Source organism: Bifidobacterium boum, from assembly GCF_000741535.1.
GTDB classification, from domain to species: Bacteria; Actinomycetota; Actinomycetes; order Actinomycetales; family Bifidobacteriaceae; genus Bifidobacterium; species Bifidobacterium boum.
In genome coordinates this window covers 1-20,506 of record NZ_JGYQ01000002.1, presented here as the reverse complement: position 1 = coordinate 20,506, position 20,506 = coordinate 1, and the positions used below count along the sequence as shown (strand labels likewise).

Annotated in this window: 17 protein-coding genes and 1 rRNA gene; all 18 read right to left on the bottom strand. The window is 59.8% G+C overall.

Annotation, left to right across the window (positions count from 1 at the left end; translation table 11 throughout):
• Positions 1–3 precede the first annotated feature (3 nt).
• The 18 genes from pyrE to rrf all read right to left on the bottom strand — a co-directional run bounded on the left by pyrE (position 4) and on the right by rrf (position 20,363).
• A complete protein-coding gene (gene pyrE / locus BBOU_RS00100; protein WP_026502873.1) occupies positions 4–705 on the bottom strand; it encodes an orotate phosphoribosyltransferase in 702 nt (233 codons plus the stop codon).
• Positions 706–806: 101 nt separating this feature from the next.
• Entirely contained in the window at positions 807–1,748 is a 942-nt protein-coding gene (locus tag BBOU_RS00095) for a dihydroorotate dehydrogenase (RefSeq protein WP_152595633.1), read from the bottom strand.
• 25 nt (positions 1,749–1,773) lie between these two features.
• A complete protein-coding gene (locus BBOU_RS00090; RefSeq protein WP_026502871.1) occupies positions 1,774–2,598 on the bottom strand; it encodes a dihydroorotate dehydrogenase electron transfer subunit in 825 nt (274 codons plus the stop codon).
• A gap of 100 nt (positions 2,599–2,698) precedes the next feature.
• Entirely contained in the window at positions 2,699–3,664 is a 966-nt protein-coding gene (pyrF, locus tag BBOU_RS00085) for an orotidine-5'-phosphate decarboxylase (RefSeq protein ID WP_026502870.1), read from the bottom strand.
• A 42-nt stretch (positions 3,665–3,706) separates the two neighbouring features.
• Positions 3,707–5,137, bottom strand: a complete 1,431-nt coding sequence (locus tag BBOU_RS00080) for a dihydroorotase (RefSeq protein ID WP_026502869.1) — start codon at positions 5,135–5,137, stop codon at positions 3,707–3,709.
• Positions 5,138–5,177: 40 nt separating this feature from the next.
• Positions 5,178–5,597, bottom strand: a complete 420-nt coding sequence (locus BBOU_RS00075; RefSeq protein WP_026502868.1) for an aspartate carbamoyltransferase regulatory subunit — start codon at positions 5,595–5,597, stop codon at positions 5,178–5,180.
• On the bottom strand, positions 5,597–6,568 hold the full coding sequence (gene pyrB, locus BBOU_RS00070; RefSeq protein ID WP_026502867.1) for an aspartate carbamoyltransferase: 972 nt from the start codon (positions 6,566–6,568) through the stop codon (positions 5,597–5,599). The genes BBOU_RS00075 and pyrB overlap by 1 nt, the downstream gene beginning before the upstream one ends.
• A 228-nt stretch (positions 6,569–6,796) precedes the next feature.
• A complete protein-coding gene (locus tag BBOU_RS00065; protein WP_026502866.1) occupies positions 6,797–9,952 on the bottom strand; it encodes a bifunctional [glutamine synthetase] adenylyltransferase/[glutamine synthetase]-adenylyl-L-tyrosine phosphorylase in 3,156 nt (1,051 codons plus the stop codon).
• 283 nt (positions 9,953–10,235) lie between these two features.
• The gene (metF, locus tag BBOU_RS00060) at positions 10,236–11,105 is read right to left on the bottom strand and encodes a methylenetetrahydrofolate reductase [NAD(P)H] (RefSeq protein ID WP_026502865.1); all 870 of its coding nucleotides are present in this window, start codon (positions 11,103–11,105) and stop codon (positions 10,236–10,238) included.
• A 1-nt stretch (position 11,106) separates the two neighbouring features.
• The gene (gene metE / locus BBOU_RS00055) at positions 11,107–13,413 is read right to left on the bottom strand and encodes a 5-methyltetrahydropteroyltriglutamate--homocysteine S-methyltransferase (protein ID WP_026502864.1); all 2,307 of its coding nucleotides are present in this window, start codon (positions 13,411–13,413) and stop codon (positions 11,107–11,109) included.
• Positions 13,414–13,570: 157 nt separating this feature from the next.
• Entirely contained in the window at positions 13,571–14,131 is a 561-nt protein-coding gene (locus BBOU_RS00050) for a SixA phosphatase family protein (protein ID WP_026502863.1), read from the bottom strand.
• Complete coding sequence (locus BBOU_RS00045; RefSeq protein WP_051616778.1) at positions 14,132–15,250, bottom strand: tRNA (adenine-N1)-methyltransferase; 1,119 nt, start codon at positions 15,248–15,250, stop codon at positions 14,132–14,134.
• 73 nt (positions 15,251–15,323) lie between these two features.
• The gene (locus BBOU_RS00040) at positions 15,324–16,208 is read right to left on the bottom strand and encodes an ABC transporter ATP-binding protein (RefSeq protein WP_033490395.1); all 885 of its coding nucleotides are present in this window, start codon (positions 16,206–16,208) and stop codon (positions 15,324–15,326) included.
• 131 nt (positions 16,209–16,339) lie between these two features.
• Complete coding sequence (locus tag BBOU_RS00035) at positions 16,340–16,663, bottom strand: putative heavy metal-binding protein (RefSeq protein WP_202961002.1); 324 nt, start codon at positions 16,661–16,663, stop codon at positions 16,340–16,342.
• Between the two features lie 95 nt (positions 16,664–16,758).
• Complete coding sequence (locus tag BBOU_RS00030) at positions 16,759–17,082, bottom strand: branched-chain amino acid transporter permease (RefSeq protein ID WP_026502860.1); 324 nt, start codon at positions 17,080–17,082, stop codon at positions 16,759–16,761.
• Positions 17,079–17,993: an AzlC family ABC transporter permease gene (locus tag BBOU_RS00025; RefSeq protein ID WP_081815511.1), complete on the bottom strand. Its 915-nt coding sequence runs from the start codon at positions 17,991–17,993 to the stop codon at positions 17,079–17,081. The genes BBOU_RS00030 and BBOU_RS00025 overlap by 4 nt, the downstream gene beginning before the upstream one ends.
• Before the next feature lie 52 nt (positions 17,994–18,045).
• A complete protein-coding gene (locus BBOU_RS00020; protein WP_033490441.1) occupies positions 18,046–19,860 on the bottom strand; it encodes an AMP-dependent synthetase/ligase in 1,815 nt (604 codons plus the stop codon).
• 386 nt (positions 19,861–20,246) lie between these two features.
• Positions 20,247–20,363: ribosomal RNA gene (gene rrf, locus BBOU_RS00015) — 5S ribosomal RNA — on the bottom strand.
• Between the last annotated feature and the right edge of the window lie 143 nt (positions 20,364–20,506).

Here is a 20,506-nt window from a genome sequence, read left to right as displayed (position 1 = left end):
CGGTCACGCACCATACGTATCGAGATACTCTTTGGCACGCGTCTTGATGTCCTCGTCAAGCAGCGGCAGACCATCATCGCCGGTCATCTGTGATGCGGCGTCGAAGATCTCGCGCACATTCGCGATGGAAACGACCGGGAAGCCGAACTCCTGCCGTACCGCGGCCACAGCGGACATATCACTGTCGCGCGTTTTCTCCATACGGTCGACTGACAGAACAAGTCCGACGATCTGGACATCGGCCGCTTCACGAAGTTTCGGAACGACTTCACGCACGGCGGTGCCGGCGGTCATCACATCATCAACCAGCAGAACCTTCATCCCGTCACGCAACTGGGTGCCGACGAACATGCCGCCGTCCCCATGATCCTTACGTTCCTTACGGTCGAACGTGTAGCCGACACCCCTATCGTATTGCGCGGTCAGCGCGATCGCTGTGGAAACCGCCAGCGGGATACCCTTGTAGGCCGGTCCGAACACGGTATCGATATCCTCAGGCAAAGTCCCGTCGGCAATCGCCTCGTTGATCTTCTCAGCGTAGAACGAGCCGAGCAACGCGATCTTCCGGCCGGTGTCGAAGGCTCCCGCGTTGATGAAATACGGGGAACGACGCCCTGATTTCAACGTGAAATCCCCGAATTTCAACGCCTGCGACTGCAGGAGGAACGCGGTGAACCTGCGGTCAAGCGGCATGTTCTCAGTCATATGCGAGACTGTCCTTTCTGTATCCAGCCATGCGCGCACACCAGAACCGGCATGAACGCATGGCGTACCACAATCAAGCGTACCGCGAAGGGGGTGACCGGTCAGCGCCAAGTCTGGCCGGCGGCGAGTTTCGCAGCCAGTTGCGGCCTCGAATCGAGCAGGTCGTCAAGCTCACGCGCCACACGCATCGGAGCGGTCGGCTCATACAATGCTGCGGCGCCGACTTCGACGGCGTTCGCGCCGGCATACAAGTATTCCAGCGCCTTCTCCCCCGAATCAATACCACCGATGCCGATGATCGGAATATCAGGCAACGCCTGCCGGACACGCCACACGAAGCTCAACCCCACCGGGAGCACCGCCGGTCCGGACACGCCACCGGTACGGTTCGCGAGAATCGGCTCGCCGGTACGGATATCGATACGCATACCGACCAGCGTGTTGATCATGCTCAACGCGTCGGCGCCACCATCCACCGCGGCTTTCGCAATGGAAACGATATCAGTCACGTTCGGGGTGAGTTTGACAATCAGAGGCTTCGACGTGATATGGCGCAGCCGGGTGATCAACCGGTTCAACGCCACCGGGTCGGTGCCCACGCTCATCCCGCCATGCGTGACGTTCGGGCAGCTGACGTTGATTTCCAGCATGTCCGCCGGACAGTCGGCAAGCTTGGCGACCACTTCGGCATAATCGTCATCGCAATGGCCAGCCACGTTGGTGATGACGGTTGCGCCTTCCTTCTTGAGCTTGGGCAGTTCGTCGACGAGATAATGGTCGACACCGGGGTTCTGTAAGCCGACCGAATTGACCGTGCCCGAAGGGCTTTCCGTGGTGCGCGGACCAGGATTACCTTCCCATGGGACCGGGGAAACACCCTTGGTGGTGACCGCGCCCATCTGGCTGACATCATAGAACCAGTGGCATGCGTCATACTGGAAGGTGCCGGAAGCCGTGCCCACCGGGTTTTTCCACTCGACGCCGGCGACAATGGTGCTGTGCTTCCACTCGTGCGGCTCATACACGTTGACCTGCTTGTTCATCTGCTGCTCCTGCATCCCGTGACCTCTACTTGTCCCATCCGAGTTGTTCCGGTGTGAATACCGGGCCGGCGACACACACCTTCTGGCGTCCCGCGGCCGTATCGACGACGCACACGTAGCAGGTGCCGTACCCGCAGCCCATGCGCGCCTCGAGGCTCAGCTGGCATGGGATACCACGCGCGAGAGCCCATGAGGCGACGGCGCGCATCATCGGCATCGGCCCACACGACAAGATCACCGGGGGCAGGTCGCCGTGGATCAGAGAATCCTCAATCGAGTTGAGCAAATCAACGACATTGCCTTGCGCGTTGGTGATGCTTTCCACTCGTTCAGCGTATTTGGCGACCAGATCATCGGCGAAGCGTTCGTCACGATACCCGAAAGCCGCGGTCGCGGTCGCGTCATCACGCAGCGCAAGCTTCTGCGCGGCATACAACAGCGGCGGCACGCCAAGACCGCCAGCCACCAGCACATAGTTGGCCGGCGCTTTCATATCGAACCCCTTGCCCAACGGGCCCATCACGTCAACCGTGTCGCCGGCGGCAAGATGGGAGAACTCTTCGGTGCCTTTGCCGACGACTGCGAAAATCAGGCTGACATCATCACCCTCGACCTCGCTGACGCCGAACGGCCGCGGCATCAGGCGCGTAGGGTCAGCGGAATACACGTCGACGAATTGTGCAGGCTTGGCGTGACCGGCGATATAGCTGTCACGGAACGTCAAACGGTAAATACCGTCGGACAGTCTGCGGTTATCCACCACCGGTACGGTACGCCTGCCGGGGAAGCGTCCCGCGCGGGACGCTTCGGCGGTCACGTCGAAGGTCGGGATGAACGTTGCGTTAGCCATTGCCTCTCCTTTGGGCTTGGTAGCTGATAAAAGCTCGATCACGGCCGGAGCCGACGCCCGCATTGTACGGGGCTTGTTGTTTCGCTATGTTACGGGTGTGTCAGGCGAGCGCGGCCTCGAGGTCGTCGCGCATGGCGAGCGCCGCGTCCCGGGCGCTGGAGGCGACAAGGCCGAGCATGTCGTCGGCGGACATGCCGTCGCTGTATCCGCCGTTCTTGCGCCATGCGCCGATGATGCCACGTGACGAGTTGACGATTGCACCGGAACCCTGCTCGTCGAACATGCCGGCGACATCGGCTGCGGTACCGCCTTGCGCCCCGTAGCCGGGAACCAGGAAGAACGTGTGTGGCATACGTTCGCGTAATTGCTTGCCCTGCTCAGGATGGGTGGCGCCCACGACCGCGCCGACACGTGAATATCCGGATGCGCCGATCGTGTCGGCGCCCCATCCTTCGACCAAGTCGGCGACCCGCTCATACAGGCGGGTGCCGTCGGCGAGTTCCAGCTCTTGGATTTCCTTGCTTGACGGGTTGGAAGTGCGTACCAGTACGAACATGTCCTTGTCGGCGGCTTGGGCGGCATCAACGAACGGGGTGATGCCGTCCGTACCCAAGTACGGGTTGACGGTGACGGCGTCCTCATGCCACAGGTCGAGCGCTTCACCGTTGTTGGCGGCAAGTCCGCCCAGATGCTTGGCGTATGCGGCGGCTGTCGAGCCGATATCGCCGCGTTTGACATCCCCCAGCACGTACAGGCCTTGGGATTGCGCGTATTCGCATGTCATCTCGTAGGTGTCGACGCCGGCCGGTCCCAACGCCTCATACATGGCGATCTGCGGTTTGACAGCCGGAACGATGCCTGCGATCGCGTCGATGATCGCACGGTTGAATTCGAAGTAGGCGACCGCCCGCTGCATGGCGGGGATTTCAGCGGGGTCATCAACCTGGTCGGCGACCTCCTCGCGGAAAGAGTCGATCAGTGCCGCAGGAACCACCTGGTCGGTCGGGTCGAGCCCGACCACGCTCGGATTCTGTGTCGCCTTGATCGCTTCGATAAGCTTGTCCATGTTGTCTTCTCTTTTCTGAACGGAACGTGTCAAGATGCCGGGTCAGGCGCCGATACGGGAAAACACCAGCTGCGAACCGATGACCGTGGCGAGCGGCATGCCGGTGACCTGCCAGCCGTCGAATGGCGTGTTGCGTGCCTTGGAGTGGAAGCGGTTCTTGTCCACCGTCCAATGGCGGGACGTGTCGAGGATCACCAGGTCCACGGTTTCGGGATGCTCGACCGCCGTCAGGTCGAGCGTACGCTTGGTCGCGCAACGCGCGGTCGTGTTCAACAGTCCGGCGATGTCGGTCGGCGTGTGCCCCATGAGATGTTCGGGAGCCGTGGACATGAGTTCGATGAGCCGACGGTCGGAAATATATCCGCCGTCCACCAGCACCCGATGGCATACGCCGTAAGCGCATTCCAGCCCGATGATGCCGTTCGGCGCCTGTTCCAAGCCTGCTTCCTTCTCCGATTGCGCGTGCGGGGCATGATCGGTGGCGATCAGGTCGACCGTCCCGTCCGCGATCGCCGCGACCGTGGCGCGACGGTCGGCCTCGGACCGTAGCGGCGGGTTCATTTTCGCCATGACGCCGTACTTGAAGATCGCCTCATCGTTCAACGCCAGATAATGCGGTGCGGTTTCGCAGGTGATGGGCAGGCCTTCCGACTTGGCTGCGCGGATCGCTTCGAAGGATCCGGCGGTGCTGACGTGTTGGAAGTGGATGTGTACGCCGGTACGGCGCGCCGCTTCGATATCGCGCGTGACGATGCGCAGCTCAGTGTCTTCGGGGATGCCGGGTACGCCGAGCTTATGGCTGACCGGTCCCTCGTTGATGATGCCGCTGTCATGATGCTCGCAATGCTCGATGAGATACAGCCCGGTGGCTTGCGCATTGGCGAGCACCTGGTCGAGAATCGCGTCCGGCACGGCAGCGCCGTCATCGCTGATCGCGGTGACCGGGTGCGCCCGCTGGTACGGATCCTTGCTGTCATCATTCACGCCGGGCAACTGGTCTTGCCAGTCTTTGGGGTCGCTCGCCTCCCCTCCGGCACGGTCCACCGAAGCGCATACGCACAAGTCATAGCGCACCGGCAGCATGCCATCATGGGTCGCGTCGTAATGCTGGAGATAATCGATGGTGTCGCGCGCTTGGGCGGCCAACACGTCATCGGCGCCAGGCGCGCCCGCACGGACTGGTTTGCCGTCCATCGCAGGCAACGTGTTCGGCATGATCAGCACCCGCGTGTACCCTCCGGAAGCCGCTGCGGCGCACCCGGAACGCATGGATTCCTTATAGGTCTGTCCGGGGTCGCGGAAGTGGACGTGCGGGTCGGCGAATCCGGGAGCGACCGTCAGCGTTGAAGCGTCAAACGCGCCTTCGGACACCGCGCCGGGCTCGTCGAAGAATCGCCGGCTGTCCGTGCCGGGGATGACCAGATCGATTCTCTCCCCCGTATCCCATACGCGGATGTCATGCAGCGTGAGCATACTCTTGGTTCCTTTCGTCGGCGCGCCTGCGGCACGTGGCTTAGAGCTTGGCTTCCTCGTCGCAATAGTCGCAACGGTATTCCTGGCGTTCCGAATGCACCAGATGGAACATCTGGTCGATGCCGCGTTCGGTGGTGGTCACGCACCGCGGATTCTTGCAGGTGATGACATTGACCATATGCTCAGGCAGGTTCGGCTTCTCCTTGCGCACGATCTTGCCGCCGCGCACGATGTCGATGGTCGCTTGGCGGGCGATGAAACCGAGCACGTCAAGGTTCAAGTCCCCCGCGTCCTCGATTTTGATGATGTCCTTCGAACCATACTGCTTGCTGTCGGTGTTCATAATGAGCGCCAGCTTCGTACTGGTCGGGTCGATCCTCAAGTATTGCAGGACCTTGAGTGCGGTGCCCGCAGGCACATGGTCGATGATGATGCCGTTGCGAATGCTGGTGACTTCCATCAGGCGTGGACCTCCTGGTTCTTCCATTCCTCATATCCGGGCAGCGTGTCGCCGACCACCGAGCTTTCCAAAGCCATGCGCATGAGCATGCCGTTGTGCACCTGTTCGAAGTAGGCGGCGCGCGGGTCATGGTCGACGTCTACGGAGATTTCGTTGACGCGCGGCAGCGGGTGAAGCACGGCCATGTCCGGCTTGGCGCGCTGGAGTTTCGCTTCGTCGAGAATATAGGTGTCGCGCAGACGCAGGTAATCGTCCTCGTTGAAGAAGCGTTCCTTCTGCACGCGGGTCATGTACAGCACGTCAAGGTCGCCGATCACGGCAGCGAGGTCGCGCACTTCGGTGTATGTGCACGAGGGGGCGCGTTTGATGCGGTCGATCACATACCGGGGCATCTTGAGCTCGTCGGGGCTGATGAGCACGAAGTTCACGTTGCCGAACCGGCACAGCGTCTCGACCAGCGAATGCACGGTACGGCCGAACGTCAGATCGCCGCACAGGCCGATGGTCAGGCCGGTGATCCTGCCGTAGCGTGATGTGATGGTGGCAAGGTCGGCGAGCGTCTGGGTGGGGTGCATGTGGCCGCCGTCACCGGCGTTGATGACGGGGATGCCGAAATCCTTGGCCGCACGGGCAGCCACGAGTGCGGCGCCTTCTTTGGGGTGGCGCATCGCGATGACATCGACGAGATTGGATACGGTTTTGACGGTGTCGGCGATGGATTCACCCTTGGTCACTGAAGACAATTGAGCGCCGGCGAAACCGATCACGTGGCCGCCGAGCCGGAGCATAGCCGTTTCAAAGCTCAGTCGGGTACGCGTGCTGGGCTCATAAAAAAGGGTGGCCAGCACCCTGCCGTCGCAGGTATGCGCCACCTCATGACGATGTGTTTCGATGTATTGCGCTTTATGCAGCAGATCGACGATTTGGGATGTCGTCAAATCATCGAGCGTGACCACGCTTTTGCCGACCATGGACGGCTCGGTATCTTGGGGAACGCCGGATGTCGGTAACTGGGTGCTGTGTTCAGACAAGGCTCACCTTCCTGTTGACAGGTGGCCACCTTATGTGACCTAGCCAACTGTAGGACGATTCAGGGACATGCCGACGACCGTCGGCGAGTGTCCACGGATGCCGGCGAACCCCGGCCGAATGGGAGGGTCCGTTGTGCGGGCGCTTGCCGTGGACTCGCCGATGATCGCCTATTGCTGCCCGTAGAACAAGCGTTCGACAACTTCTCGGCATTGGCGCATCAACGCGAGAATGTCGTTTTCAAAACGCTGACCACGATTCGCGCCGTATCCGAGGTACACCGCCATGCCGCCGAGGGAATCAAGATCGTCAGGCAGGATGTCCGCCCGGGTGGCGCGTCCCGACCACAGATAGTTGCCGTTGCGGGCGGCGGTGCAAATCCGCCATGCGCGACGCAGCGTGTCCGTATCTTTGCGCCCGACGATTCCTTCGGCTTCAAGCGCCTCGAGCGCCCCCATCGTGGAGCCGGTGCGAAGCTGCGGGCAGGTGCCGGCGTGTTCGAGCTGCAACAGCTGCACGGTCCATTCCACGTCGGACAAGCCGCCTTTGCCGAGTTTCAGATGCCGGTCGCGACGTACTCCCCTCGGCAGGCGTTCGGCTTCCATACGGGCTTTGAGCTTGCGGATTTCGCCGATCTGCTGGTCGGTCAACGGCGAGGTCGGATAGCGCATCGGGTCGGCGATGTTTGTCAGGAAATCATGCGCGAGCACACTGTCCCCGGCGGCGAATCGCGCACGGATCAACGCTTGGCGCTCCCACGTGCTCGCCCACGACCCGTAGTATTCCTCGCAGGAGGCGTAGGAACGAATCAGCGGCCCGTTCTTGCCTTCCGGACGCAGGTCGAGATCCAAATCGATGCGTGGTTCCAAGGTGGACGGTCCTTGCAGCAGCGCACGGACATCGTCGGTGACCTGCCTGGCATACGAGCCGGCGAGCGCCTCGTCGGGTGTCTCCTGCCCGTCTGTTCCTGCGTCATTTGCCCGGTAGATGAGTATCGCGTCGGCATCGGAGCTGAAGTTGATTTCCCTGCCGCCGTACCGTCCCATGCCGATGACCGTGATGTCCGCTGGATACCCGTCCAAGCCCATCATGTCGCGGCGGTGCTCCAATGCCCAGCACAAGGCGGCGTCGATGATCGCGTCATACACGTCGGTCATGCCGGTCAGGGTGGCGTCGTCGTCGATTACACCGCTCATCCAACCCAGGCCGATGCGTTCGATTTCATGTCGTCTCATGGCTCGCAGTAGTGTGGCGGCGTCTTTCAAGCTTGACTGGTTGCGGGTGATGATGCCGTCGCATTGTACGTCGAGACTGGCTCGGGTGCGTGGTCGGAGCTCGTCGTCATCGCCCAGCCAGGTCACGGATTCGACCGAACGGTTGAGCGCATCACCCAGGAACCGCGAATTGGATAGGATGTGGCACAGCCGTTGTGCGGCGGATTGGGAGTCACGCAGGAACCCCAAGTAGTCGCTGTCCTCGCCGAAATGTTCTTCCAAGCGTCTCCAGTTGAGCAATCCCATATCCGGATTCTGCCCTTCGCCGAGCCATTGGAGGACGGCTGGAAGGATGATGCGGTTGATGCGCGCGGCGCGTGACAGCCCGTAGGTGAGTGCTTTGACGTGCCGCATGGCGGCGTCCGGGTCGGCGAAGCCGATGGATTCGAACCGTTCGCGGGTCGCCTGGTCGGACAGGGTGATCTGGTCGTCGTTCATGCGCGCGCTGATTGGCAGCATCGGCCGGTAGTAGATGTCCAAATGCAACCGTCTGACTTCGCGTCGCGTCTCATCGTAGCGTTCGACGAGTTCTTCGGGATGCAGGCCGAACACGCGTGCGAGCCGTCGGAGTTCCATGTTGTGGTTCAACGCGTCGAGATCGATATCCCGCTTGCGTTCAAGACCGCCGATGCTGCCGGCCCCCAAATCGGGGAATAGGTGGGTGCGTTTGAGTTCCCACATTTGCTGACGATGTTCGAGCACGCGTTCGAACCGGTAGTCCTCGGCGAGTTTCACGGATTGCTTGCGCGAGACGTACCCGCCGTCCGCGAGCGCTTTGAGCGCGTCCAGCGTGCCGCGTTTGCGCAATGTCGTGTCGGAACGCCCGTGGACCAGCTGCAGCATTTGCACGGTGAATTCGACGTCCCTGAGCCCGCCCCGGCCGAGTTTGATTTCTCGGTCTTTGAGATTATCGGGGATGAGCCGTTCGACACGTTGACGCATCTGCTGGCAGTCTTGGACGAAATTGTCGTGTTTGGATGCGGACCAGACGAACGGGCGGGTCATGTCAAGGTAGGCTTGCGCCAGTTCGCTATCGCCTGCGGCGGGACGGGCTTTGAGCAGCGCTTGGAATTCCCAGTTCTGCGCCCACTGCTCGTAATACGTGCGGTGCGATTCGAGACGCCGGACCAGTGGGCCGTCTTTGCCTTCAGGTCTCAGACCGCCGTCGATCTGCCATAATGGCGGTTCGGTGGATCCCGCGATGACGGATTGGCAGACGCGTTGCAGCATGGTGCCTAGACGGGTGCCGATGCGCGTGAGCATGGTGGCACTCGTATCGCTGTCGGTGGGTTCGACCACATAGATCAGATCGACATCGGAGACGTAATTGAGTTCTTGGGCTCCCAGCTTGCCCATGCCTATGATGCTGAACCGGCATCGCGCGCTGTCCGGGGTCTCATGCCGGGCGATGGCGAGCGCCGCTTCAAGCGCGGCGTCTGCGAGATCAGAGAGTGCCTTGCTGATTCGCGGCTGAATATCATCAGGATGCTCCGCCGTGGCATCGACCGCGATGATGGCAGCGAGTTGACGACGGTAAGCGGCACGCAGGCGGTCGGTAGCCTCAGCCAACGGCAGGGATGATTCGTAGGCCAGATGCGTCTGGCCCTCCGACTGCGCATCCCCCAACTCGAGACTTACCGCCTGCACGGCGTCAAGAAGCTTGGCCACCCGCTGCGCATGGTTGTAATCGCAGCTACGGCATGGGTCAAGGGCTGCCGCGCGGATCAGATCGGGTCGGGTGCGCATGAGTTTGCCCAGCTTGTCGCTGGATCCGAGCACGGCGATGAGCTTGCGAGCTGCGGTATCATCCTCGAGAATGGAGTGCAGGCCGTCATCGTGGGCAGGCAAGCTTTCGATGATGCCGACAAGGTTGTCGAGAGCGGTGTCCGGGTCGAGGGCGCTCGCCAATGCGTCGGCGATGTGGCGGATATGCTCGGCATCCACGCCGTATGCATCGAGCGTGGTGAACGCCGATCGTGCCTCATCCAACCGTTGGAATCCGATATGGATGAGGTCACGGGTGCTGAAAGGATATGCCGGCGAAGAATCCATACTTCCAATATACGCCAGCCGTTGCGGAGTGTGGCGGACGCGAGCGTACCGCCCAACTATCTATCTGCTTGTGATGTGATTGAATAGTCGCATGGCGGCGCAATAAGGCGCTCGCGGACTGCTTGTCTGCCGTCGCTTTCACCGTCTCCGCTTGGCTTAACTCCCGGTGCGCGGCATCCGCCCGCCGCACCCGAACGGCCACACCCGCACGCAGCATAAAAAAGCCGGCGGACGATGCACCACGAATGATGCGACCGTCCGCCGGCTTGTTGCAATAGATTACTCAGGCGAAGTCCGTGCCCGTTTGCGCGGGCGAGAACAAATCCTCGACGTTATGCCATATCTGCCGTGTGACAGCGGGCTTGTTCATCGAGTACAGGTGAACACCGTCAACCCCGTGGGCGACAAGATCGGCGATCTGGTTCGACGCATAGATGACACCCGCCTGCTTGAGTGTCTTCGGGTCGTCGCCCCATTTGTCGAGCAGGGATTCCAGCGGCAGCGGCACACGCGATGAGCACATACGCACCATCCGACGAATCTGCTTGGCGTTGGTCACGGGCATGATGCCAGCCTCAATCGGCACATCAATACCCGCGGCTCGCGCCTTGTCAAGGAAATGGTAGAAGTCTGCGTTGTCGTAGAACAACTGGGAGATCAAGTGGCTTGCACCAGCGTCAACTTTGATTTTGAGGTTGCGGATGTCCTCATCCAAGTCGGTGGCCTGGGGGTGACATTCCGGGTAGCATGCCCCGAAAATCGTCATGTCTGGGTCATGCTCGCGAATATAGGCGACCAGATCACTGGCATGTTCGAATGCCCCTTCGGGTTCGCGGCCCGGCACCGGGTCTCCGCGCAGCGCGAGCACCGCGGACACTCCGGCCTGCTTGAACATGTCAAGCGCCTCGTCAACCTGTTCGCGTGTCGTATATTGCGCGGTCAGGTGGGCGACTGCCGGAATGTCGTATTCCTTGCGGATGGTGTTCGCGATGCGCGCGGTCGCCGTCCGATCGGAGGATTTGCCGGTCCCGTACGTCACCGAAATGAAGTCGGGGTTGAGTCCCTGCAAGCCGTCGAGCGTATCGTAGATGGTTCCCACCGGCGCATTGCGCTTGGGCGGGAACACCTCGATGGAGAACATCGGCTGATGCATGTCACTTCTCCAGTCGTGCGCGCACCGCCTTGGCGGCAGCCACCAGATGCTCCAGGCTCGGCCAGGTTTCCGCGTTGCCGCGGGTCTTCAAACCGCAATCCGGGTTGATCCACACCTTGTTGACGTCCATCTTGGCGAGGATCTCGTCGATCCTGTGTTCGATTTCCGCTTCGCTCGGGATACGCGGCGAGTGGATGTCATACACGCCCGGGCCAGCTTCGGTCTCAAAGTTCGCGTCATGGATCGCGTCAAGCACGACAAGATCACCGCGGGATGCTTCGAAGGAGATGACATCCGCATCCATCGCGTCGATATCACGGATGATGTCGTTGAACTCCGAATAACACATATGCGTGTGGATCTGGGTTGTGGGCTTGACTGCGGAATGCACCAGACGGAACGCCGGAATCGCCCAATCCAGGTACTTCTTGTGCCAGTCGCTCTTGCGCAGCGGCAGCTTCTCACGCAAAGCCGCCTCATCGATCTGGATGACCTTGATGCCGGCCTTCTCCAGGTCGAGCACTTCGTCACGGATGGCGAGCGCCAGCTGCTGGGTTTGCAGCTCATGGCTGACGTCCTCACGCGGCCAGGACCAGTTGAGGATGGTCACCGGGCCGGTGAGCATGCCCTTCATGATGTGCTTGGTGCGGGACTGCGCGTAGGCGCTCCATGCGACGGTGATCGGCTCGGCGCGGGAAACGTCGCCCCACACGATCGGAGGCTTGACGCAGCGGGTGCCGTAGGACTGCACCCAAGCGTTCTTGGTGAACAGGAAGCCGTTGAGATGCTGGCCGAAGTATTCGACCATGTCGTTGCGTTCGAATTCGCCGTGGACGAGGACGTCGAGGCCGATCTGCTCCTGATGCTTGATGCACTCGTCGATCTGCTGCTTGATGAACTCGTCGTACTGGTCACGCGTGATTTCGCCCTTGCGCAGGCGGGCGCGCTCGGCGCGCACTTCCTTGGTCTGCGGGAAGGAACCGATGGTGGTAGTGGGCAGCAGCGGCAAACCGAGTGCCTCGCGCTGCAGCCTCTGGCGTTCGGCGCGCGCCGGCTGACGGACGAAATCGTCTGCGGTCAGTGCGGCGAGACGCTTGGCGACCGCTTGGTCCGGGGTGACGCGGGTGCCGTCGAACAGCGCCTGATTGTCGGCGAGCGCCTTGGCGTCACGGCGTGCGGCATCATCCTGGTCGGCGAGAACAGCGATGTCGTGCAGTTCGCCGAGCTTTTCGACTGCGAATGCGAAATGCTTGAGAACCTGCGGTTCGAGTCCGTTCTCCCCTGCTGTGCTGAACGGCACGTGCAGCAGGGAGCATGCGGTGGAGACGGCGATGTTGTCGGTCTTGGTGCGCAGCGCGTCAATCACGCCGAGGCTGATGGCGTAATCGTTGCGCCAGATGTTGCGGCCGTTGACGACGCCGGCGAAGATGGTCGTCCCCTTGGCGACACCGTACTTGTCTACGGCTGCGAGGTTTTCGTCCTTGCCTTCAATCAGGTCAAGCCCGATACCGTCGAAACCGAGCAGGTTGACGGTTTCGTAGATGTCGGCGATGTGACCGAAGTAGGTGTTGAGCAGCAGTTTGACCTTGCCGTCGCGGGCGGGCAGGATCTTGGCGTACAGGCTCTTGAACAGTTCGACGTCCCCGTCTTCCTTGTCGAGCACGAGATATGGCTCGTCGAATTGCACCCACTGGGCTCCCAGTTCGCCGAACTTGCTGAGCACTTGCGCGTAGACGGAGGCGATGTCGTTGATCAGGCCGCGGTCGAACTCGAGTTCCTCAGCTTGCGGGTCGCGGGCGAGTTTGAGGAAAGTGTACGGGCCGATGAGCACCGGCTTGGTGACGATGCCCAGCGCTTTCGCTTCGTTGAACTCGTCGAACGGTTTGGTGCTGGCCAGGTGAATCTGCGTGGAGCTTTCGATCTCCGGCACGATGTAATGGTAGTTGGTGGTGAACCATTTCTTCATCGGCAGGGCGGTCACATCGCCTTTGTCGCCTTGATAGCCGCGGCCGATGGCGAACAGCGTGTCCTCAGGCTGCTCGAAGCCCAAACGCTGGTAGCGTGCGGGGACGGCACCCAGCAGGATTGCGGTATCAAGCATCTGGTCGTAGTAGCTGAAATCGTTGCTCGGGATGAGGTCGATGCCGGCAGTCTGCTGCAGCTTCCAATGCTTGGTGCGCAGCTGCTTGGCGGTGGCGCGCACATCGTCGAGCGTGTTCGCGCCCTTCCAGTATCCTTCGATGATTTTCTTGAGCTCGCGATTGCTGCCGATACGCGGGAATCCTGATACCGACGTCAGTGCTGTCATATGGCTGTCCTCCAAAATCGGAAATGGTCTCTATTGCAACGCGCTTACCATATCAAAAATCCGCGCAACAAGGTCATTAGCCGATTGGGGGTGTCGTTATAAACCCGTCTTATATCATCAGGACCGTTGTACCATCCTCAGCGTATGCGGCACGGTGTTAATCGTCGAAATCCTTGGGGTTCAGCACGGCCAACAGGTCCGCCGCGTGGACTTGCCACGTCGAGAACGGGGCGTTGGATGCGAGCACCACGACAGATGCCGGGGACAATCCCAACTGCAACAAATCGAGCATCGACCGATCACTGTTTTCCGAAGCGATCCACCCGCATGCCAATGATACGGTCGGCTCATGCCCGACCACCATCAACGTATGATACTTGTCCGGCGTACGAGCGATCTCGTCGAACACCGCTTGAACGCCACCCTCGTACAGGCTTTGCCGGTAATCGACTTTCGGACCGTCGCCGAACACTTTCAGCATCCGGTCGAGGGTCTGTTCAGCACGGACGGCTCCCGAACAAGCGATACGGTCGGGCACCAACCCGAACGCGTCAAGCCCTTTACCCACCGATTTGGCTTGTTTGCGTCCTTTGTCCGTCAGTTCACGCGCCCTATCCCCGGACATATTCGCAGGCTCGGTTTTCGCATGCCGCATGACCAGCAGCACGTACTGGTATTGCGCCACTCTCTTGGCGAGTTTCTTCAACGATTGTCCCATTCAAACCTCCCTTGAGTTGCCAGCAGCATCAGTGGTGCCAGTATTGTCGGCATCATCGGTGTGCGGTAGATTCGCCACCTGCGTATCCAAATCGCGCAGCACTTTGCGCAGTTTACGATCTGAAATATCCCTGAGCTCCAAATCCTCAAGCTGTTCGGCGCGCTGGCTTACACTCAGATCATCAATATCGGTGGTCGTGTCTTTGGTCGCCCGGTCACGTTTGCGCAGCGCCTCATACCCGTCCGCCATCGCGCGTGACACTACAAGGAACCCGGTGTGTCCGATCATCTGATGGTCTGGACGGACCGCGAGCCCCTGGGCTTTCCAACTGCGTTCAAGGGTTTCTTGAATATCCGGTTCAGTCCACACGCCGGACTCGCGCAACGCTTCAACCATGCGGCTCATCTGCGTTGTCGTCGTAATGTAGGCGACAAGCACGCCGCCCGGGGTGATGACCCGATGCGCCTGCTCCAAACGATTCCACGGGTCAAGCATGTCCAGCATGATGCGGTCGTATGAATGTTCCGGCAATGTGGCCGCCACAGTATCGAAATCACCGACACGCATATCCCACCATGCTGGCTGTTCGCCGAAATACACGGTGGCGTTGCCCACAGCGACTTTCGCGAATTCCGGACGCATCTCGATTGTGGTCAGCGCCCCGTCAGGCCCGACCGCATCCAGCAGGTTCAAGCTCATCGCCCCGGACCCGGCGCCGGATTCAAGCACACGCATTCCACGGCGGATATCCCCCAGTTGAATGACCTGCGCAATATCCTTGGGATACATGATTTGGGCGCCGCGAGGCATGGACAGCACGTAATCCGCGAGTCTTGGCCGCATGACGGCATACTGCCATCCGCCGATCGCCCGAACCGACTTCCATGGCTTGCCGCTGTCGCGCTCGGGATGCTCCTGATTGACTTGTGATTCACGTTTCGCCCGAACCGTCGTCACCACGGTTCCTTCACTGGCGCCGATGACTTGATCGTGGACGATCAGCCCGTGTTCGGTCTGCGTTGTCCCTCCGACAATCAGCTGGTCGGTGATCCGCTTCCCTTTCCGGTCGGTGAATTGCACTTTCTCCCCCGCCCGTAACGGCCCTCGATTCGGCATAATGTCCTTTCTTGAATTCATGCAGCGGACTTTTCCACGCATATTGTCCATCATCTTCCGCGACCGGGTGAACCCGTCAACGGGCGTACGCGCCCCACCGACCATGCTCGTGTGTGACGGTCAGTTCAAGCCCGAAAATCTCGCTGAGCCGTTCGGAAGTAAAACCGTGCTCCAAGTCGCCGGCGTACACGATTGTGCCGGGTTGCGGATCGCCGCCCGCCACATTCGTCGCATATGCGTCAGCCTCGGATCCCGACAGTCTGCCCATCATCGCAACATGGTCGAATCCTTGGGGAATCTCTTCCAACCGGTGCGTGACCAGTACCACGGTACGCTCGGTATCCTCCCTGCCGATCCGGGCGAGTGCCCGCAACGCGATTTCACGCCCGCCCAAGTCAAGGCCTGTAGTCGGCTCATCCAAAATCAGCAGCTGCGGGTCTGCCATAAGCGCCCTGCAAATCAGCACGCGGGTACGTTCCCCTTCAGACAGGCGGTACATTTGTTTGCCTTCAAGATAGGAGATGTTGAATTCGGCCATCAGCCGGCGGGCCTGCTCGTATTCCTGCGGCGTATACGAGTCTCGCCAACGACCCAGTGTAGCCGTAAGCGCAGTGACAACCGCATCAAGCGGATCCTCCCCCGGCGGCAGTTCACGTGCAAGCGACGCCGAGCTCAATCCGATCAGCGGACGGTATGAGAACACATCGACTTTGCCGAGCCGATTACCCAGAATGTCGACGGTGCCTTCCGACGGGAATCCTCGGGTGCTCATCATGTTCACCAGCGTGGATTTGCCGATGCCGTTAGGACCGAACAGCACCCATTTCTCGCCACGTCTGATTGTCAGGTTGACATCAGTGAGGATGACGCGTCCCCGCCGACGGAATTCCACGTCTGACAGTGCAATCGCGGATGTCGGCTCCGTCTGCCCGTTCTTGTGAATCGTCTCTTGTCGCGACATGCGTATACCTCCTATCACTATTATGTATCGGCCGATGATTCCGACGTCGTCATCTTCTGTCGACCACGCGTATCCCCACCGTTCACCGTCACCGTGTCCGACAGCACCGGACATTGCCAAGCATCAGGCGGTCAGGCGACGACAACCGCGGTACCGCTTGCGGTGACCATGAGCATGCCACCGCCCTCGCCGAGCGTCTCATAGTCGATATCCACTCCGACGACCGCGTTGGCGCCATACTGTTGCGCCCGCTGAGCCATCTCGTTCAGAGCTTCCTCGCGTGCACGAGTGAGCTCATCCTCATAGGCTTGCGATCTGCCGCCGAAGAAATTCCTGGCACCGGCGAACATGTCTTTGACGAAGTTCACGCCGGAAACCACTTCGCCGAAAACAATCGGCTTGTATTCGACAATCCGGTGGCCTTCCACTGTCGGAGTCGTTGTGAGAATCATCAATGCCGCCTTTCGAACGTATGCGCGTTGTGCAGAATCCCACCGCGTAGCGCCGGGTTACCGCCATTATACGTGCACAACCATGTCGCGCACGTGCGTTACATCAGGTGGATGAGCACCATGTAGCACAGTGTGCCGCCGGCCATGGGAACAAGCATGTCACGCTTCCACACATACAATCCTGTAACAACCAGCAGGGATACGAGTTCCGGCACGCCGTGAGAGCCGCCGGTGACACTCACATTCCTCAAACAGTACACGACCAGCAGACCGAATACCGCGGGCGCCAGCACTTTGCCAAGATACTTGATGACAGGCGGTATCGGGCGTGTCTCGGAAAACACCAAGTATGGGGTGAACCGTGTCGCCACCGTGCCGAGAATCACAACAAGGATGGTAATCAGCTGCTGCTGCCAGGTCATCGCTTCTCCTCTGTGTTCTTACCCCGGCGTTCCCATGGACGCCGTATCGCCAGCAATGCCACAAGAATAATGACCATGGCCGGTATCATGAACCGATCCGGACCGAATACCAACAGGGCGGCGAGCGACCCCAGAACGCCGATCAGTTCACAGACATGGTCCGGCAGTATCCGTCTGGGTGAGGTACCATCCTGGAACCACTGTTGCAGGAAAATCACCATGAACATGGCGGTCATCACGAAATCAAGCCCGCGGACATCCACGGTGATCAGGCTGCCGAACAAGCCTCCGACTGCACTGCCAATAACCCAATACATCTGGTCAAGGAAGGAAACCCACAAGTAGAACCATCCACGATCCACATGCTGATCCTGTGGAATGTGCGCCGAATAGTTCACTGAAAACGTCTCATCACTCGTAGTGTAGATAAGATACGCTTTCTTCCACCCCATGTTCCGGTATTTGCCCAGCATGGCGATTCCGTAGAACAGATGACGGGCGCCAACGACCACCGCGGTCAGGAATGCCGATAGCGGGTTGAACGAGGAGGACAGAATCCCGACCAGGAGGAACTCCATCGATCCGGTATAAATCACCAGTGCCGTGACGATCGGAAGCCAGAACGGGAATCCGTGGGTCGTCATCAGCACCCCGTATGTCAGCCCGAGGAACAGATATCCGGTCAGTACGGGTATTGTATTCGGAACAGCCCAACGTAAAGCGGTAAATATCCGGCTGCGTCTGGACTGTGGTGATTCCGCCTGTGTCAAGTTCCCCTCATTGACTCGTGCGGCAACCTGATCGAGCCTCGCATGTTCTTTCGGCAACTGTTCCCTCCCCGTATGGATGCCAGGTGTGCGCCGTGTAGGCACAACGTTCACGATACGCACGAAAAAGCCGCCGGACGGCATGGGTACCGCCAAGCGGCTTGATCATCATGAAGCTGAGGTATTGCTGTTCCTCTTATTTCTTCCGCGGCACATAAATCGTATTGTCGATCAAATCCTGATAGTGCTTGACGATAGCCTGTCGCCGCGCTTTGAGACTCGCCGTCAGCAAACCGTTCTGTTCGGTGAACGTGTCGGGAAGGATTTCGAACTTGCGGATGGATTCCGCACGCGACACCAGTTCATTCGCCTTGTTGACCGCACGCTCGACCTCCGCGTAAATAATCGGGTTACGGCTCGCCTCGGCAAGATCCTTGCATGGTTCCGCACCTTGTGATTCAAGCCAAGCGTTCGCATCCGCCAAATCAATGGTGACGAGCGCGGCGATGAACGGTTTACGGTCGCCAATCACCACGCACTGGTCCACCACGGGGGATGTCATGACACTCGCCTCAACCTCACCCGGAGACATGTTCTTGCCGCCAGCAGTGATGATGATATCCTTCTTACGGCCGGTGACCTTGATATAACCGTCGTCACTGATATCGCCAAGATCGCCGGTATGCAACCATCCGTCAACAATCTGGCTTTCCGTGATTTCAGGATGATTATGGTATCCCTTGCACACTGCCGGGCTCTTGATGCACAACTCGCCGTCGTCAGCGACAGCGAAACTCACACCTTGGAACGGCTTACCGAGCGTGCCGATACGATATCCGACCGTAGGGTTCACGCACGCCGGCGCACAGGTTTCTGTCATGCCATAGCCTTCCAGCAAAGGCAAGCCGACACCGTTGAAGAAATGGGCGATTGACATGTCAAGCGGGGCGCCACCGCACACCGCGTACTCGCAACTACCGCCGAATACGTCCATAATCTGACGATAAACCAGACGATTGTATATCGCATGCTGCAGTTGGAGACCGACAGGAATACCCTGGTCTGACTGCTGCGCCCGAGACCATTCCCGCGCTGTCCGTGCGGCACGCGCGAAAATACGGCCTTTCACGCCCTTACCGGCTTTCTGCGATGCGGCATTGTAGATTTTTTCGAACACGCGAGGCACTGCGAGCACGAACGTGGGTTTGAACGCTTGGAAGTCGGCGAGCATCGTCTTGAAATTACTGGACAGGCCGAGCGTCACATTCCCGGCGAAACACACATACTGCATGTATCGGGCGAACACGTGAGCCAACGGCAGGAACAACCACAGCCTGCGGCCAGGCTTGGTTACAACATCGGGCATGGTGATGGTTCCGGACATCACAATAAACACGAAATTGCCATGGGTCAGTTCGATCCCTTTCGGGGTTCCCGTAGAGCCGGAAGTGTAGACGATAGTGGCTAGATCATCGCCACGCACGGCGCGAGCACGCTCATAGAACTCACGATCCGATACGCCTTTGCCGAACGCCTCGATCGCGTCAAGCGCGTCAATGGCAATGACATACACGTCACCCAACTCGGGGCATTCCTCACGCACGGATTCAATCTTGTCACGCTGCTTGTCATCCTCAGCGAACGCCATCCGGACGTGGGAATCGTTGAAAATCATACGCACTTGAGCAGGTGAATTCGTTTCATACACCGGAACCGTCACCGCGCCGATAGCCATGATCGCCTGGTCGAGTGCCGTCCATTGCCAGGATGTATGCGCGATGATGCCGACGGAATCCCCGGGCATCACACCGCGTGCAATAAGCCCTTTTGCCAAGGCGACAACCTTGTCTTTGAATTCCATCGCGGTGAAATGCCGCCATACGCCTTGAGCATCCCGATACTCAATCAGGGTTTCTTCCGGGGTACGCGCCGCACGATCTTCAAGAATGGTGAAGATGCCTCGATCGGAGTCAATCGGGGTAGTGAGAGGCTCAGCGTATTCCTTGATCATCTGACTCGTCATGAATTCTCCTTGACAACACTGTTGTCGACAGCCATGTATGCTCGTTGACCGAGGCCATGAAGTATGGACAATGTACAAGAACAGTCTAATCGCACTTCGGATATCTCGCACACACGCGTGATGGTATCGCGCGCGAACATCGTGTATGTCTGTCTTGGAAACAACCGATCCCGGTCTCTACTGGGGTGGTAATTATTGTTGTGTTGTTGTGGGTTGTTGTGTCGTGTTGTTGCGGCGGGCGCGCGCGGGGCTGTCCCTGTTGTGTTTCCGGGTGTCCCGTGTGTCGGGGGGTGGTTGTGTGTGGGGGGTTCCGGTCGTATGGGGACGGCCCCGGCAGGGTTTGGATCCTGTCGGGGCCGTCGTGTTACGTGTTGGTGCGGCGGCGTGCTACTCTCCCACATCCTGTCGGGTGCAGTACCATCGCCGTGCCAGGTCTTCGCTTCCGGGTTCGGAATGGGTCCGGGCGTCTCCCCTGGGCCATGGCCGCCGCAAATCTTCGATTGTCATCCCGCACGCCTCGCATACGGGGGGAGTGTGGTGGGTTGGGGACCGGATGGTGGACGCGTGTGTGCTGAAGGATCGGAGTGTGATGCGCGGGGTGTCTCCCCGTCGTCCGAGTAAAGTGATTGTTTCG

Coding starts and splice junctions, on each gene's coding strand:
- pyrE (WP_026502873.1), bottom strand. CDS start 705: ATGACTGAGAACATGCCGCTTGACCGCAGGTTCACCGCGTTCCTCCTG.
- BBOU_RS00095 (WP_152595633.1), bottom strand. CDS start 1,748: ATGAACAAGCAGGTCAACGTGTATGAGCCGCACGAGTGGAAGCACAGC.
- BBOU_RS00090 (WP_026502871.1), bottom strand. CDS start 2,598: ATGGCTAACGCAACGTTCATCCCGACCTTCGACGTGACCGCCGAAGCG.
- pyrF (WP_026502870.1), bottom strand. CDS start 3,664: ATGGACAAGCTTATCGAAGCGATCAAGGCGACACAGAATCCGAGCGTG.
- BBOU_RS00080 (WP_026502869.1), bottom strand. CDS start 5,137: ATGCTCACGCTGCATGACATCCGCGTATGGGATACGGGGGAGAGAATC.
- BBOU_RS00075 (WP_026502868.1), bottom strand. CDS start 5,597: ATGGAAGTCACCAGCATTCGCAACGGCATCATCATCGACCATGTGCCT.
- pyrB (WP_026502867.1), bottom strand. CDS start 6,568: ATGGTCGGCAAAAGCGTGGTCACGCTCGATGATTTGACGACATCCCAA.
- BBOU_RS00065 (WP_026502866.1), bottom strand. CDS start 9,952: ATGGATTCTTCGCCGGCATATCCTTTCAGCACCCGTGACCTCATCCAT.
- metF (WP_026502865.1), bottom strand. CDS start 11,105: ATGCATCAGCCGATGTTCTCCATCGAGGTGTTCCCGCCCAAGCGCAAT.
- metE (WP_026502864.1), bottom strand. CDS start 13,413: ATGACAGCACTGACGTCGGTATCAGGATTCCCGCGTATCGGCAGCAAT.
- BBOU_RS00050 (WP_026502863.1), bottom strand. CDS start 14,131: ATGGGACAATCGTTGAAGAAACTCGCCAAGAGAGTGGCGCAATACCAG.
- BBOU_RS00040 (WP_033490395.1), bottom strand. CDS start 16,208: ATGTCGCGACAAGAGACGATTCACAAGAACGGGCAGACGGAGCCGACA.
- BBOU_RS00030 (WP_026502860.1), bottom strand. CDS start 17,082: ATGACCTGGCAGCAGCAGCTGATTACCATCCTTGTTGTGATTCTCGGC.
- BBOU_RS00025 (WP_081815511.1), bottom strand. CDS start 17,993: ATGCCGTCCGGCGGCTTTTTCGTGCGTATCGTGAACGTTGTGCCTACA.
- BBOU_RS00020 (WP_033490441.1), bottom strand. CDS start 19,860: ATGATCAAGGAATACGCTGAGCCTCTCACTACCCCGATTGACTCCGAT.